The sequence below is a fragment of the Meiothermus sp. genome (assembly GCF_026004075.1).
Lineage (GTDB): Bacteria > Deinococcota > Deinococci > Deinococcales > Thermaceae > Meiothermus.
The window spans coordinates 1,884,912-1,898,589 of sequence record NZ_BPIK01000001.1 but is presented as its reverse complement, the minus strand read 5'-3'; the positions used below and the strand labels follow the sequence as shown (position 1 = coordinate 1,898,589).

11 protein-coding genes are annotated in these 13,678 nt (G+C 60.1%); 4 read left to right on the top strand and 7 right to left on the bottom strand.

The genetic code is table 11. The features are described 5' to 3' along the window. Positions 1 to 55: 55 nt before the first annotated feature. Positions 56 to 1,141, top strand: a complete 1,086-nt coding sequence (locus tag Q0X18_RS09165) for a LacI family DNA-binding transcriptional regulator (RefSeq protein WP_297561333.1) — start codon at positions 56 to 58, stop codon at positions 1,139 to 1,141. A 21-nt stretch (positions 1,142 to 1,162) separates the two neighbouring features. Here Q0X18_RS09165 and Q0X18_RS09160 read toward each other — a convergent pair whose 3' ends face one another. The 7 genes from Q0X18_RS09160 to mqnE all read right to left on the bottom strand — a co-directional run bounded on the left by Q0X18_RS09160 (position 1,163) and on the right by mqnE (position 7,958). Further along, positions 1,163 to 1,534, bottom strand: coding sequence for a hypothetical protein (locus tag Q0X18_RS09160; RefSeq protein ID WP_297561331.1), 372 nt, complete (start codon positions 1,532 to 1,534; stop codon positions 1,163 to 1,165). Between the two features lie 366 nt (positions 1,535 to 1,900). Further along, positions 1,901 to 2,203, bottom strand: a complete 303-nt coding sequence (locus Q0X18_RS09155) for a non-heme iron oxygenase ferredoxin subunit (protein WP_297561327.1) — start codon at positions 2,201 to 2,203, stop codon at positions 1,901 to 1,903. 72 nt (positions 2,204 to 2,275) lie between these two features. Continuing rightward, positions 2,276 to 3,610 (bottom strand): Fe-S cluster assembly protein SufD, encoded by a 1,335-nt coding sequence (gene sufD / locus Q0X18_RS09150; RefSeq protein ID WP_297561325.1) that lies wholly within the window; start codon positions 3,608 to 3,610, stop codon positions 2,276 to 2,278. A gap of 1 nt (position 3,611) precedes the next feature. After that, the gene (gene sufB / locus Q0X18_RS09145) at positions 3,612 to 5,021 is read right to left on the bottom strand and encodes a Fe-S cluster assembly protein SufB (RefSeq protein ID WP_297561320.1); all 1,410 of its coding nucleotides are present in this window, start codon (positions 5,019 to 5,021) and stop codon (positions 3,612 to 3,614) included. A 15-nt stretch (positions 5,022 to 5,036) separates the two neighbouring features. After that, positions 5,037 to 5,792 (bottom strand): Fe-S cluster assembly ATPase SufC, encoded by a 756-nt coding sequence (sufC, locus tag Q0X18_RS09140; RefSeq protein WP_297561318.1) that lies wholly within the window; start codon positions 5,790 to 5,792, stop codon positions 5,037 to 5,039. Positions 5,793 to 5,936: 144 nt separating this feature from the next. Further along, a complete protein-coding gene (locus Q0X18_RS09135) occupies positions 5,937 to 6,749 on the bottom strand; it encodes a menaquinone biosynthetic enzyme MqnA/MqnD family protein (RefSeq protein ID WP_297561315.1) in 813 nt (270 codons plus the stop codon). 21 nt (positions 6,750 to 6,770) lie between these two features. Further along, a complete protein-coding gene (mqnE, locus tag Q0X18_RS09130) occupies positions 6,771 to 7,958 on the bottom strand; it encodes an aminofutalosine synthase MqnE (RefSeq protein WP_297561307.1) in 1,188 nt (395 codons plus the stop codon). A 243-nt stretch (positions 7,959 to 8,201) separates the two neighbouring features. Between mqnE and Q0X18_RS09125 the strand changes: the two genes are divergently transcribed. The 3 genes from Q0X18_RS09125 to Q0X18_RS09115 all read left to right on the top strand — a co-directional run bounded on the left by Q0X18_RS09125 (position 8,202) and on the right by Q0X18_RS09115 (position 13,668). Further along, positions 8,202 to 8,570: a hypothetical protein gene (locus Q0X18_RS09125; RefSeq protein WP_297561304.1), complete on the top strand. Its 369-nt coding sequence runs from the start codon at positions 8,202 to 8,204 to the stop codon at positions 8,568 to 8,570. A 98-nt stretch (positions 8,571 to 8,668) separates the two neighbouring features. After that, positions 8,669 to 10,663, top strand: coding sequence for a diguanylate cyclase (locus Q0X18_RS09120; protein ID WP_297561301.1), 1,995 nt, complete (start codon positions 8,669 to 8,671; stop codon positions 10,661 to 10,663). A 152-nt stretch (positions 10,664 to 10,815) separates the two neighbouring features. Further along, positions 10,816 to 13,668, top strand: coding sequence for a CHAT domain-containing protein (locus Q0X18_RS09115; RefSeq protein WP_297561299.1), 2,853 nt, complete (start codon positions 10,816 to 10,818; stop codon positions 13,666 to 13,668). Positions 13,669 to 13,678 lie beyond the last annotated feature (10 nt).

Sequence of the window (13,678 nt, the reverse complement as noted above, 5' to 3'; positions counted from 1 at the left end):
AGACTATGTTTGGCTTACGAAACGAAAACGCTTCCACGCAAAAGAGGAAACCCACGTGGCCAAACGCAAACCTACCATCCACGAAGTTGCTCACCTAGCCAAGGTTGGAATCGGAACGGTAAGCCGGGTGCTCAACAACCACCCCTCGGTACGACCGGAGACCCGCGAACGCGTGCTGGCCGCAATGTCCAGCCTGGGGTACAGCCCCAACCCCCATGCCCGGCGGGTGGCGGGGGGGCGCAGCTACACCATCTCGCTCATCCTCCCGGTAATCTCCACCGAGTTTTACAACCGACTGCTCGAGGGCATCGAGCAGGTGTTGAGTGAAGAGCGCTACGAAATTGCGCTGTTCCCTATCTTCTCGCCGCAACGGTTACAGCGCTATTTGGAAAGCCGCTCGCTGGCCTACCAGACCGACGGACTGTTGGTGGCCTCGCAGGGCCTGGCCCACCTGTTGCCCGACCAGAAATTTCCTACCGAGCGGCCCGTGGTGCTGGTGGATGCCTACAGTCCTCGCTACGACTCAGCCTACGTGGACAACCGTCTGGGCGGGCAGATGGCAGCCCAGCACCTGGCCCAGTTTCCCGGTGAGATGTTTGCCATCCAGATGCAAGAAGAGCTCGACGAGTTGATGCGCAATACCGTGGGGCAGGAGCGGGTTGCGGGGTTCCGAGAAGGGCTCGAGCAGGCCGGGCGGAAACTGCCCGATAACCACGTGTTTATCTCGCGGTTCTCGGCCGAGGGCGGGCGGCTGGCCCTGCAGCACTTTATGCGGCAGTCCAAGCCCCCTTACAACATCTTTGCCGGGGCCGACCTATTGGCCTTGGGGGTGCTGGAGGAGGCCGAGCGGCAGGGGCTCGAGGTCGGTGAGGAGGTGCGCTTGCTGGGCTTCGATGGGCACCCCTGGACCGAAGCCCGGGGTCTCTCGACCCTGGCCCAGCCCATCGAGGCCATGGGGGCCGAGGCCGCCCGCCTGTTGCTCGATCGCATCCGGGGCTACAGGGGCAGCCCTCGAGCCCGGCGCTTTGAGCCTACCCTTATTGTCCGCCAATCGACCCAGCCCCCACGCACACGTAAAAAAAAGTACCAGAACGAATACCAAAAGCTGGCTAAACTGGGTAGTGCTCAGATAAAACGCTGATCCAGGGCGGTGTTTCCGCAGCTACGATATATCCAAGCCCCGTACCCAGAAGGTTTCATGGCCCAGGGCAAGCTCGAGGTCGTACTCGCCCTTTTCTGCAACCTTTATCCGGAAGCTTCCATATTCACTGACAGGGCTGCTGTAGTGCTGGCTGGGGCCATGGAGGGTTATCTGCCAGGATGATGGCTTTTGGGTCTCGCAAATCACCTGCCCAACCAAGAAGGCACCGCTTTCATCGCCCTTGAGGGACAAGTCGAGATAAAAATGCCCCACTTTATAAAGCCTGTTCCACACACTAAAAGAGCCCTGATACCGCAGTGTGGTACCGGGCATATTGCGCGAATCCAGAATCAGGATTCCTTCACTGTGTGACGAAGACGGGCTTGAGAGCATGACGTACTCCTAACCTGACCTTGTGGTGCTGGCTCGAGCCAGTCCATCCGTAAAGTCCAAATTAAAGATAGCCATCCCTTTCCCATGTCAAGTTCAAATTTGACCGTTACGTCTCGTTACGCCCAACGCAATTAATGCCATTGCTGCGCACAGTAGGGCCAAGAAACAGTTAACATTAATCTAGAGTGGCCTCGGCGAGAAGGACAGACTTCCAGCGTGAGAAGTGTTTTTCCGAGCTTGCTTTTGCTTCAGAAACCTCGAGGTCGCAGCGGCCTACGCTGGCCCGAGCAGCGGCAAAAAGGAGAGAAGCTGCTATAAAGCAGAGCAGCTCGTCGCCGATTAGCGACGAACTGCTCGAATCTGGTATCACACCTCGAGCCAGACCTGCCCGTCCTCCAGCCGGGCCTTGTAGGCCTTTACCGGACGGGGTGCGGGCAGGGTGGCCTGGCCGGTGCGCAGGTTGAACTTAGCCCCGTGGCGGGTGCAGCGGATGGTCTCGCCTTCTACCGGGCCATCGGAGAGCGGGTTTTTGTCGTGGGTGCAGATGTCCGAGATGGCGAAAATTTCCTCGCCGGCGTGGATGAGCAGCACCGGGGTTTTCTCGCCCTCCACCCGCACCACCAGGCGGCCATTCTGGAACTCCTCGAGCTTGGCAACGGGAATCCACATAAGCTTATTGAGGTCTAAAGACAGCTTCTATCACGGGTTTTCCCCACCCTGGGGCTCCCACGGGAAGCGCACTCAGACCCGCACCTTCTCCTCGATGATGCTCTCGATGTACTGCCGCAAGGGCTCGATGGGGATGCGGGTGAGCACATCGGTCATGTGGCCCTTGACCAGAATCTGCTGGGCCATGTGGCGCGGCAGGCCCCGGCTCATCAGGTAGAACAGCTCCTCGGGGGCCACCGGCGCGGTGGAGGAGCCGTGGGAGCACTTCACGTCGTTGGCCCCAATCTCGAGCTGCGGCACGCTGTCGCTGCGGGCATCCTCCGACAGAAGCAGGTTGCGGTTGGTCTGGTAGGCGTCGGTTTTCTGGGCCCCCTGCTCCACCTTGATCAGGCCCGCGTACACCGTGCGGCTCTGGTCTTTGGCCGCGCCTTTGTAGAGCACGTCGGAGTAGGCGTGGTCGGCCACGTGGTGCTGGAGGGTGTAGTGATCCACGTGCTCCTGGCCGGTGGTGAAGTACAGGCCCAGCATCTCCGAGGACGAACCCGGCCCCAGCATCTCCGACTGTACCTCGGCCCGGCTGATGGAGGCCCCCATGTTCACCACCAGGTCGTTGAGGGCGGCGTCGCGCTGGAGGTGGGCCCGCTGGCGGTGGAAGTGGTAGAAGCCCTGGCCCAGAAGCTGGATGTGGGCGTGGCGCACCTTGGCCCCGTTGCCTACGATAATCTCGGTGGAGGAGGTGTTCACCGAAGGGGCTACCCTGGCCGGCGAGATGTACTCCTCGATGTAGACGGCCTGGCTGTTCACATCGCCCACAATCAGGGTGCGTGAGCCGGAAAGCCTACCGCCTTCCAGGTACTTGAACACACCGATGGGCTTGCTGAACTCCACGTTCTTGGGGATGTACAAAAACACCCCATGGGTGAAGAGGGCCGCGTTGAGGGCGGGAATTTTGGAGTTCTCGGGGCGGTTCTTCTGGGTGCCCACCAGGTCGTGCCAGTTGACGGCCTTGAAGAGGTTGGCCTCTACCAGCTCGGGGTGCTGGGCGATGGCCTGGTGCAGGCTGGTGAAGATAACGCCCTGCTGCCGGTACTCCTCCGGTAGCTCCACGTGTACCAGGTCGGCCCCCACGAACACCGCGTAGCCCGAGAGCTGGGCCTGGGCCAGGCGGTCTTGGACGGCCTGGGGAATCTCGCTTATGCCGCCCTTGGGTAGCTCGAGCGGCAGCTCCTCGAAGGGCACCTCGGTGATGTCGGTGTACTTCCACTCCTCGGTGCGGGTGGTGGGGTAGGGCAGCTTGGCGAAGGTCTCCCAGGCCTCCAGCCGCTTGGTCTGGAGCCACTGGGGCTCGTTGAGTTTTTTGGAGACCTCTAAAACGAGGTCGCGGGAAAGGCTCGAGGTGAGTTCCATACTAGCCCACCGATCCTTCCATCTCGAGCTCGATCAGCCGGTTCAGCTCGACGGCGTACTCGAGGGGCAGCTCCTTGGCCACCGGCTCGATGAACCCGCGCACAATCAGAGCGGCGGCCTCGTCCTCGGGCAGGCCTCGGCTTTGCAGGTAGAAAATCTGCTCGTCGTTGAGGCGGCTCACGGTGGCCTCGTGGCCCACGGTGGCGGTGTCGTCCTCGATCTCCATGTAGGGGTAGGTGTCGGTGCGCGACTCTTCGTTAATCAAGAGCGCGTCGCACTCCACGTTCACCTTGACGTGCTTGGCCCCCTCGTACACCTTAATCAGGCCCCGGTAGCTGCTGCGCCCCGAGCCTTTGGAGATGCTCTTGGAGACGATGGAGCCGCCGGTGTGGGAGGCTGCGAAAATCAGCTTGCCGCCGGCATCCTGGTGCTGGCCGGTGTTGGCAAAGGCGATGGAGAGGATGTCCGAGCGGGCCCCTTCCTCCACCAGGTAGCTGCTGGGGTACTTCATGGTCACCTTGGAGCCCAGGTTGCCATCCAGCCACATGTGGTAGGCGTCCTTCTTCACCAAAGCCCGCTGGGTGACCAGGTTGTACATGTTGTGCGACCAGTTCTGGATGGTGGTGTAGCGGCTCTTGGCCCCCTGGTTCACCACAATCTCAATCACACCCGAGTGGAAGGAGTCGGTGGTGTAGGTGGGGGCGGTGCAGCCCTCGATGTAGTGCACCTCGGCCCCTTCGTCCACCACGATGATGGTGCGCTCGAACTGGCCCAGCTCGGCGGTGTTGACCCGGAAGTAGGCCTGCAAGGGCAGGTCTACCTTGACCCCCTTGGGCACATACACAAAGCTCCCACCCGACCAGACCGCCGAGTTGAGGGCGGCGTACTTGTTGTCTTCGGGTGGAATGACCGTGGCAAAGTACTCCCGGAAGAGGTCTTCGTGGTGCTTGAGCCCCTCCTCGATGGAGACGAAGATTACGCCCAGGCGCTGGAGTTCTTCCCTAACCTGGTGGTAGACCATCTCCGAGTCGTACTGTGCGCCCACCCCGGCCAGCACCTTGCGCTCGGCCTCGGGAATGCCCAGCTTCTCGTAGGTGCGGCGAATTTCCTCGGGCACCTCGTCCCAGCTCCGCGCGTCGCGTTTCTCGGTGGGCTTGGCGTAGAAGTAGATCTCGTCCATGTTGAGGCCCGAGAGGTCGGCGCCCCAGGCGGGAACGGGCTTGGACTGGTAGATTTCCAGGGCCTTGAGGCGGAACTCGAGCATCCAGGCCGGCTCGTCTTTGTGGTAGCTGATGGCCTCTACCACCCGCCGGTTGAGACCTTTTTCGGCTTTCCAGACCGGCTTTACCTCGTCCACAAAGCCGTACTTGTATTCATTCCCAATGTCTTCGATCAGGATGTTATCGGACATACTGGCTCCTTCCCGTCAGTTCGACACGGCCAGCTCTTTGACCCAGTCGTAGCCCTGCTCCTCGAGCTTCATAGCCAGCTCGGGACCACCCGAGGTTACGATGCGGCCATCAATCATCACGTGCACCATATCCGGCACGATGTAGTTGAGCAGGCGCTGGTAGTGGGTAATCAGGAGCGCGCCAAAGTTGGGGCCGCGCATGGCGTTAACCCCCTTGGCCACCACCTTCAAAGCGTCGATGTCCAGGCCGGAGTCGGTCTCGTCCATGATGACGTAGGTGGGTTCCAGCACCATCATGTGCATGATCTCGTTGCGCTTCTTCTCGCCCCCGGAGAAGCCGTCGTTGAGGTAGCGGGTCAGGATGCTCTCGTCCCACTCGAGGGTCTCCAGGGCCTTTTGCAGCTTGCCGTAGAACTCCATCATATTGACTTCGCCGCCCTTTTTGGCCTGCAAGGCCAGCCGCAAAAAGTTGGCGTTGGAAACCCCCGGAACCTCCACCGGGTACTGGAAGGCCAGGAACAGCCCCTTGCGGGCGCGCTCGTCTGCTTCCATCTCCAGGATGCTCTCCCCGTCCATCAGGATGTCACCCTTGATTATCTCGTAGCTGGGGTCACCGGCGATAATCTTGCCCAGGGTGCTTTTGCCGGCCCCATTGGGCCCCATGATGGCGTGTACCTGGCCCTTGGGCAGCACCAGATTAACCCCGTTCAGAATGGTCTCGCCGTCTACGATTCTGGCATGCAGGTTGCGGATTTCCAGTTGATTTACCATGCTTGTTCCCCTTGCTGTATTCGCTTGGCCTAGAACTCTTAATGCGAATCACTCGCAATAAGAGTATAGGTCTTGTATCCAAGAATGTATAGTAGTTTAGTCGGGATTCTGCTGCATTGGGTTACAAAGGCCACAACTGCCGCTTTATACCTCCCAGTAGTCGTCGGGATAAGGCAGACCTACCGCTTGAGCAAAGGTTTGTAAGCCAAGCCGGTCGGGGGCCTCGAGGTGGTAGCGGAAGTTCCACAAGTAGTGCTGCATCAGCCGCTCGGGTACGCCCAGGCGCTGGGCCTCGGTACCGGCCACAGCGGCCAGGTTGCCCAGCCCCAGTGAGCGAGCAGCCCGCAGCCGGCGGACAACCTCAGGGGGGGGTGGGGCATTGTTGCGGGTGACCCAGACCCCAAACACAAAGGGCAGCCGGGTTCGCTCGAACCATTTCATCGACAGGTCGGTGATGCGGATGCCTTCGATCTGGTTGGGAACCTGGTGCACCGACTCGGGGATGACAGAAAGCAGGCCGTAGTAGGTGGTGATGGCCCGGTCGCCGATCAGGAGCACAGCGTCGTACTGCTCCAGCAGCTCCAGGCCCCCCTGCGCCGGGGTGTACTGGGCCTGGATGCCATCGGCCTCGAGCAGGTACTGCAAAAGCCGCACCGAGGTGGCGCTTTCGATGGTCAGGGCAATGCGTTTTAGATCTTTCCAGGGGATGCGGTGAAATAAATTGACCGAATACACCGGCCCCAGGTCGGCCACGCTAAAGTCGGGCAGGGGGCGTAGCTGGTGGGCGTGCTCGAGGTAAAAGTACGACGAGACCAGGCTCAGGTCCACTGTGCCCTCCAGTAGCCAGCGGTTGAGCTCGGTGGGTACGCCGTAGCGAAAAGCTACGCCATCCCCTTCCTCCAGAAAGTGATAGAGCGGCGCGGTGTTGGCGTAACGGGGAACACCCAGGATGTACATAGCGGTGTTGAGGTCGGGGGTCTAGTGGGCGGCCGCCCGGGGGGCGCGGTTTCCGCTGGCAATGGGCGCCTCGAAGACGCGCAGCTCGTTGTACAGCGCATCTCGTTCTACCGGTATCCGCCCGGCGGCCTGGATGAGCTGCACCATCTTCTGGCGGGAGAGCCCCAGTGGCGAGGTGGCCCCCGCGGCATGGGCGATGTGTTCCTCAATGATGGTGCCGTCGATGTCCGAGACCCCCCAGTCCAGCGAGACCTGCACCAGGTCAGAGGAGATCATCACCCAGTAGCCCTTGATGTGGTCGAAGTTGTCCAGGTAAAGCCGGGCCACCGCCAGGTTGCGCAGGTCGTCGAGGCCGGTGGTGAACTCGGTCTTGCCCAGGTTGAAGGCCAGGGCGTTGGCGTCGGGCTGAAAGGCCAGGGGGATAAAGCTATAAAAGCCACCGGTCTCGTCCTGCAGACGGCGCAGCCGGTCCATGTGGTCGAGGCGTTCTTCCAGGGTCTCGATGTGCCCATACAGCATGGTGGCGTTGGTGCGCAGGCCCAGGCTGTGGGCTTCCCGGTGGATTTGCAGCCACTTTTCGGCCTTGACCTTGTTTTTGGCGATCTGCTTGCGCACCCGCTCGGCGAAGATCTCTGCCCCGCCGCCCGGCAGGGCTACCAGGCCGGCCTCCTTGAGCTCGCGCAGCACCTCGAGGGTGGGCTTCTTGCTGATTTTCGAGAGGTGCTCGATCTCGGCGGCGGTGAAAGCCTTGACCTGAATGCCGGGGAAGTTTTCGTTCAGAGCCCGCACCATCTGGGGGTAGTAGCTCCAGGGGCGGTTGGGGTGGTGGCCGCTGGACATGTGCAGCTCGGTCAGGCCCGGCTCCCACTTCTCCCGTACCTTGGCTATCACCTCTTCCACGCTATAATCCCAGGCCCGCGCCTCGCCTTTTCGGGCAGCAAAAGCACAAAAAGTACAGCCCACATAGCAGATGTTGGTGAACTCGAGCCGCAGCGAGTGCACAAAGTAGGTTTTAGAGCCGTGTTTGCGCTCGCGCACCCGGTTGGCTAAGCGCATCAGGGTGTTGTAGTCCGGGGTGTGGTAGAGCACCAGGCCCTCTTCGAAGGTGAGGCGCTCGCCAGCCTCTACTTTTTCAACAATCGGAAGTAGCCTGGGGTCGCGCACGGGCGCATATCGCCAAGTCCCAGCGGAGGAAGAAACCGCGTTCATCGCCCTCAATCCTAACACTGCCCTCCAAAAAGACCATGTGCCTGGCTAACCATTGCGAGCAACCTTGAAGCCGTGTTCGCCTGCAAAGGGTTTCACGGTCGCCTGTGGAGTATTGAAGCTCATCTGGGACGTGAGGAGCTTGACATTTACGCGTAACGGTTATATGTACCCTCCAACCTGAGAATGGTTTTTATTGTGAGAACAGCCATTGGTGGATGGCGTAGATGCTTAGGAGAAACCAGTATGACACCAGATACAATACCCCAGTATGGTGAAGCTATTTTGATTATGTACTCGCGCAGCGCACCCGCTATAGTTGGCAGCCACAGCACCTGCGAATCCTGGAACCGCCTGTACAAGCTGGACAATCTCTACCTCGACTTGAGCCTAAAGATAGATGGGTCGGGGCCGCTTCTGATGGGCAAACTGCTGACACCCAACCCCCTGGAAGGCAGGGTTCGGCTGGTGGCCGAAAACCAGGAGGTGCTGCAGGATGCCGAGCTGGGGGCCATGAGAGCCTGGCATTTTCGGGTTCCTGCTGGTGGGGTCTGCCGCCTCGAGATGCACCTGGGCGGACATTCGTTTGTAGTGCGTTCGCTGGATATACCTTGATTTTCTCCAAAGCCTCTGCAACCGGAATTTGGTATACCATCCCGCGCTCTGATACTTGATAAACACCTTCAAGCGAATTGTCTGACAAAGGTACTAGTATGTCTGAAGAACGTTTGCCGCGCCGTTTGCGCTTGCCTCGAGTACCCTCGGGTGCCAGAGCCAATAAAGCACGCCCTGCGGTTCCTGCCGCCCTGATTGACCGTCTGTTGAAGGGCAGTACAACAGCATCCTTTGAGCTGACCCTGGACGAGCTGCTGCACGAACTACCGGGGATAGCGCAAGCCTTTTTTTGGGTTCGCCAGGGCCCCCATCAATTTTATTTGCAGGCTGCTCGAGGTGTGCCAAAAGGAAGCCTCGAGGAGGTGCTGGAGTCTTCCCTCAAGTCGGCCTACTTGGGCTCAGCGGAAGACTGGCAGGGTGGGGTAGCCCACCTTGACAATCAGCAGCACATCCTGGAGCGGGTTCTGGGGCTGCAGCCTGCCGGGCTCTCGGTAGAGGAGCCGCCAGCCAACCTAACCCTGCCCCTGGTGGCGGATCGGCAGGTGTGGGCGGTGTTGCAACTCCATGCACAGGCCCAGCACCTTGGCCCGGACGAGGCTGGCTGGGTGGGGCAGTTTGTTTCGGGAATTGCGCCAATTCTGCGCGAGGTGTATCTGCGTGAGCAAGCCGAGCGGAAAGCGCTCTGGCTATCGGCCATCAATGCTCTTCTACAAACCTCACGCGAACAACCGCTCGAGCTAGTCTTGCAGGATGCCATCGAGGAAGCCACCCGGCTTTCCGGGGCCGAAGGCGCACGCCTAATTGTGTTTGAAGGACACGCTATCCGCACCATCGCCCAGGCCGGCTGGGGCTCGGGGCTGGTGGTGGAGGCGGCCATTACCCGCCAGCTGGGCGAGCGTCTGCGCAGCGGCCAGCAGGTGGGCATACCGCGCTACGACCTCTACCCCAACCGGCGCCCCGAACTGTTCGAAGCTGGGCTGCGTAGCCTGTTTATCCTGCCCATTCTGCGCCAGAGCAGCGAAACCAGCGCACTGCTGCTGTTCAGCACCCAACGACACTGGTTGCCCGACGCCCAGACACAAGAACTGCTGGGTGATATGGCAGCGGCCATTGGGGTCGTGCGGGCTGAGTGGGCCTTGCGGCGCGAGCTGGCCTGGGCTGCCTACACCGACCCCTTGACGGGCCTGGGCAACCGCCGGGCTTTTGAGCGCGACCTGGAAAAGCTGACCGCCCGAACCAATGGCCGGATGGTGGTGCTGATGTTGCTCGACCTGGATGGGTTCAAGTCCATCAACGACACCTATGGCCATATTCACGCCGATCATCTGCTGGTGCGGCTGGGCGGAGTGTTGCGCGCCAGGGCCAGGGCCGGCGACCGGGCCTACCGCCTGGGGGGCGACGAGTTTGCTCTGCTAATCGAGGGCTCGAGCAACCTGGATCCCCAGCGCATTGCCGAGCGCTACCGAGCTTTGCTAGAGGAGATTCGAGTTTCGGACAGTACATATCTAAAAGTGAGTCTTGGCTATGCGGTTTTCCCAACCGAGGTCACCGACGCCCAAAACCTTTGGCGACGGGCCGACGATCAGATGTACAAAGACAAAGCCTTGCGCAAGGGTCGCACTCCGTTATTTGCACCCGGACTCGAGCCAGCCCAGTGGGGCCTACAGCTGGATACCCCATTGTTTCGCCTGGCTGACCGCCTGGCGCAGGTGCTAAAACTGGACTGGGAGGAGCAGCAGGTTTTACAGGCCAGTTGCTATCTGCTCGAGCTGGCCCTGGGGCGGGCCATGCCGACGACGGAAGCACAGCTCCCTGAAGCCCTGCTGCGCGAGGCTGCAAGGGTGTTGATGTATCTTCAGAGCCCCTGGGATGCCCGGGAATTGCTGAGCGAGTCGATTCCGCGAGCGGCACGGGTACTGCAGGTGGCTTTACACTACATCACAGCCACCCAGCCGGCAGAAGGACGGGCTGCCCGAAGCCCGGAGGAAGCCTTAGAGGAGATTGTTGCGCAAGCCCACCAGCGCTTTGATCCCGGAGTAGTAGAGGCCTTATACTCTCTGAGGGTATGGCTAAGTGATCAATCGGCAGCTTAGAACACGCTTCAGTAAAGAAGCGAAGGCCGCTATAGCTTTTACAATCCGCAGGACTCACACCTGGTACGAGCTGCTACGGGAACTTTAAGTGAGCACGGATCGATTTATTTGTATCGATTTATTTGTAATTTGCTCTGGAATTCGCGATATTCATGACCCCTTACGACCTGGCCCAATACATTATGAACGAGCCCGATCCGGCTAGGAGACAGGCCTGGTTGCAACAGCTTACATCCGAGGCCGAGTACGCTCACCTGATTGAAGCCCTCAAAGCCGAGGTTGATCGCCATAAAGATGTGGATACAGCCAGGGCCCTGCAAGCGGGCGAGCGGGCATTGGAGATAGCAGCTTATGTGCGGGATGCTCGAGCGCGTTGGTTGGCTTTTTGGGCCTATGCAGTTGGTCTTACTGTGCGGGGACGGTTTACCGAAGCATTGCCGTACTACGCGGAGGCCCGCCAGGGTCTGCAAAGTCTGGGCCACAAAGAAGATGCGGCCCGCGCGGGCATGCGAGAAATTCAGGCCCTGGCCATTACGGGCAACATGGCTGGTGCTCTAGCCCTGGCAGAACAGATTCGCGAAGCTTTTATCGATCTGAAATTGCTGCACGATGCAGCGCTGGTCAGCATAAATATCGGCATTATCCATTACCGCTCGGGTCGCATGCTCGAGGCCGAAGGGGCTGTGCGGTATGCGCTGGAACAGCTCGAGCGGCTGGGTGATTTAATTGGGCAGGGCAAGGCCCACAGCAACCTGGCCCTCATTTACGAGGCCCAGGATCGCTACTCCGAGGCCGTAGAGCACTACCAGCGGGCGCTGGAGATCTTTCGTACCCACAACCAGACCGAAGACTTTATCGGAAACAGCGTCAAGCTGGCCCTGCTGCACCGCAAGCAGGGCCGCCTGAACCAGGCCCTCGATCTTCTGAGCCGGGTTCGACTCATGTATGGGAACCTGGAAGACTACCCCAACGCTGCTTTTGCCCAGCTCGAGGAAGCCCGTATTTGCCTCGACCTCAACCTGCTGTCCGAGGCCATTCAACTTTCTCGGGTGTTGGTGGAGCTCTTTTCTGCACGGGGGATGCAGAAGGAACTGGCCGAAGCCCTGACCACCTTGGGTGGTGCACAGGCCAAGCAAGGCCAGCTCGAGGAAGCCCGGCAGACCCTAGAGCGTGCGCGGGCGGGCTGGCTGGTGCTGGACAATGTCATCCAGGTTGCCCTAGTGGATGTAGCGGTGGCGTCTTTGTTTTTGGAGTCGGGCCGTAAGGGTCAGGTCGAGGCCTTGGAGCAGGCGGTGCTGGTGGTGGGGCGGGCCCTCGAGGCCTTGACCGAGATCCCCTCGGCCAAGGCCCTGGGTCTGAGCGTTATGGCCGAGGCCTTGCTGAGCCTGAGCAACCATACCGAGGCCAGACGCTATCTGGAGGAAGCGGTCTCGCTGATGGTGGGGCTGAATATTCCCGATCTCACCATTCGCATCGAACGCCTGCGGGGCCAGATGGCCCTGCTGGAGAATCGCACGCAAGCTGCCGAGTTGCATTTTAAACAAGCCATCGAGCGCCTCGAGAGCATGCGGGTAAGCCTGAGGGTGGACGAGTTTAAGTCGGCATACCTGGGCGATAAGCTGGAAGTGTACGACTGCTTGGTCGAGCTGCTGCTGGATAAACAGCGCCTGCCCGAAGCCTTTGAATACGCCGAGCGGGCCAAGTCACGGGCTTTGGTAGACATGCTGGCCCAAAGGGGTGAACAGCCCCAAACCCTTTTTGATCCTGAAATAGAACGACTGCAACAGGAGCTAGCCCAGACGCGCCAGGAATTGAACCAGTATCTCCTGATCCTGGAAACGGAAACCTCGGGGATCCGCAGCAGCCAGCGGGAGAAAATGGTGAGCCTCGAGCATCGGATTACGCAGCTTGTTCGCGAGATCGAGCGCCTTCAGCCAGAAGCCGCGGCCTTTGAGCAGGTGCCGGGTATTGGCTTGTGGGATGTGCGGCAAGCCCTCGAGTCTGGCGCTGTTCTGCTGGAGTACTACAATACGCACCGCGGACTGGTAGCTTTTTTGATTGAAGAAAAGCGCATTGAGGTGGTGCGCAACCTGGGCTCGCTTGAGCGGGCTCGGCAGCACCTCGAGCAGCTCGAGTTCTTTCTGACCCGCGTGGCGCAGGGCGGCATCATGCTCAAAATTTATGGCGAAGAAGCCCTTCGGCGCGCGGTGGACGAACACCTCCAGGCTCTGTACCACCTGCTGATCGAACCCCTTCCGCTCCAGCTCACCGGCCAACCCCTGATTATCGTGCCGCATGGGGCGCTGCACGCCGTGCCCTTTGCCGCCTTGTTCGATGGTGAGCAGTACCTGCTTGATCGCGCGGAGGTCTCTCTAGCCCCCAGTGCGGCGGTGTACACTTTGTGTCGTAAGCGCAGCTATCTCGAGACAGGCCCCCTAACTGCTTTTGGTGTACCGCTTGCCAACATTCCCTATGCTGTTGAAGAGGTGGAGCAGATTTGCCGAATTGTACAAAACACCCAAAAGTTTGTGGGTGACGAGGCTACCTTGCAGAATTTCTTTGCTGCTGCGCCCCAGGCAGGGGTTTTGCACATTGCAACCCATGGGGCGTTCCGTCCCGATAACCCTATGTTTTCCGGCCTGCGTATGGCCGATGGATGGCTGACGGCCCGCGACCTTTACAACCTTCGCCTCCAGGCCGAATTGGTGGTGCTCTCGGCTTGTGAAACAGGGCTGACCAAACAGGCCGGCGGCGACGAACTGATGGGTCTGACGCGGGGCTTCCTGTATGCTGGCGCGCCCTGTCTGATTGCTAGCCTGTGGCCGGTTCGAGACGATGTTACGGCTCAGTTTATGACCACCTTTTACACCCATCTACGGTTGGGCCAGCCCATAGCCACAGCATTGCGTGAGGCACAGCTTGCTGTGCGCGCGGTCTTTCCCAACCCCTATTTTTGGGCGGCTTTTGTCGCCATGGGTGACTCATATCGTACGCTCCAGCTCTGAGGCGTTTCAT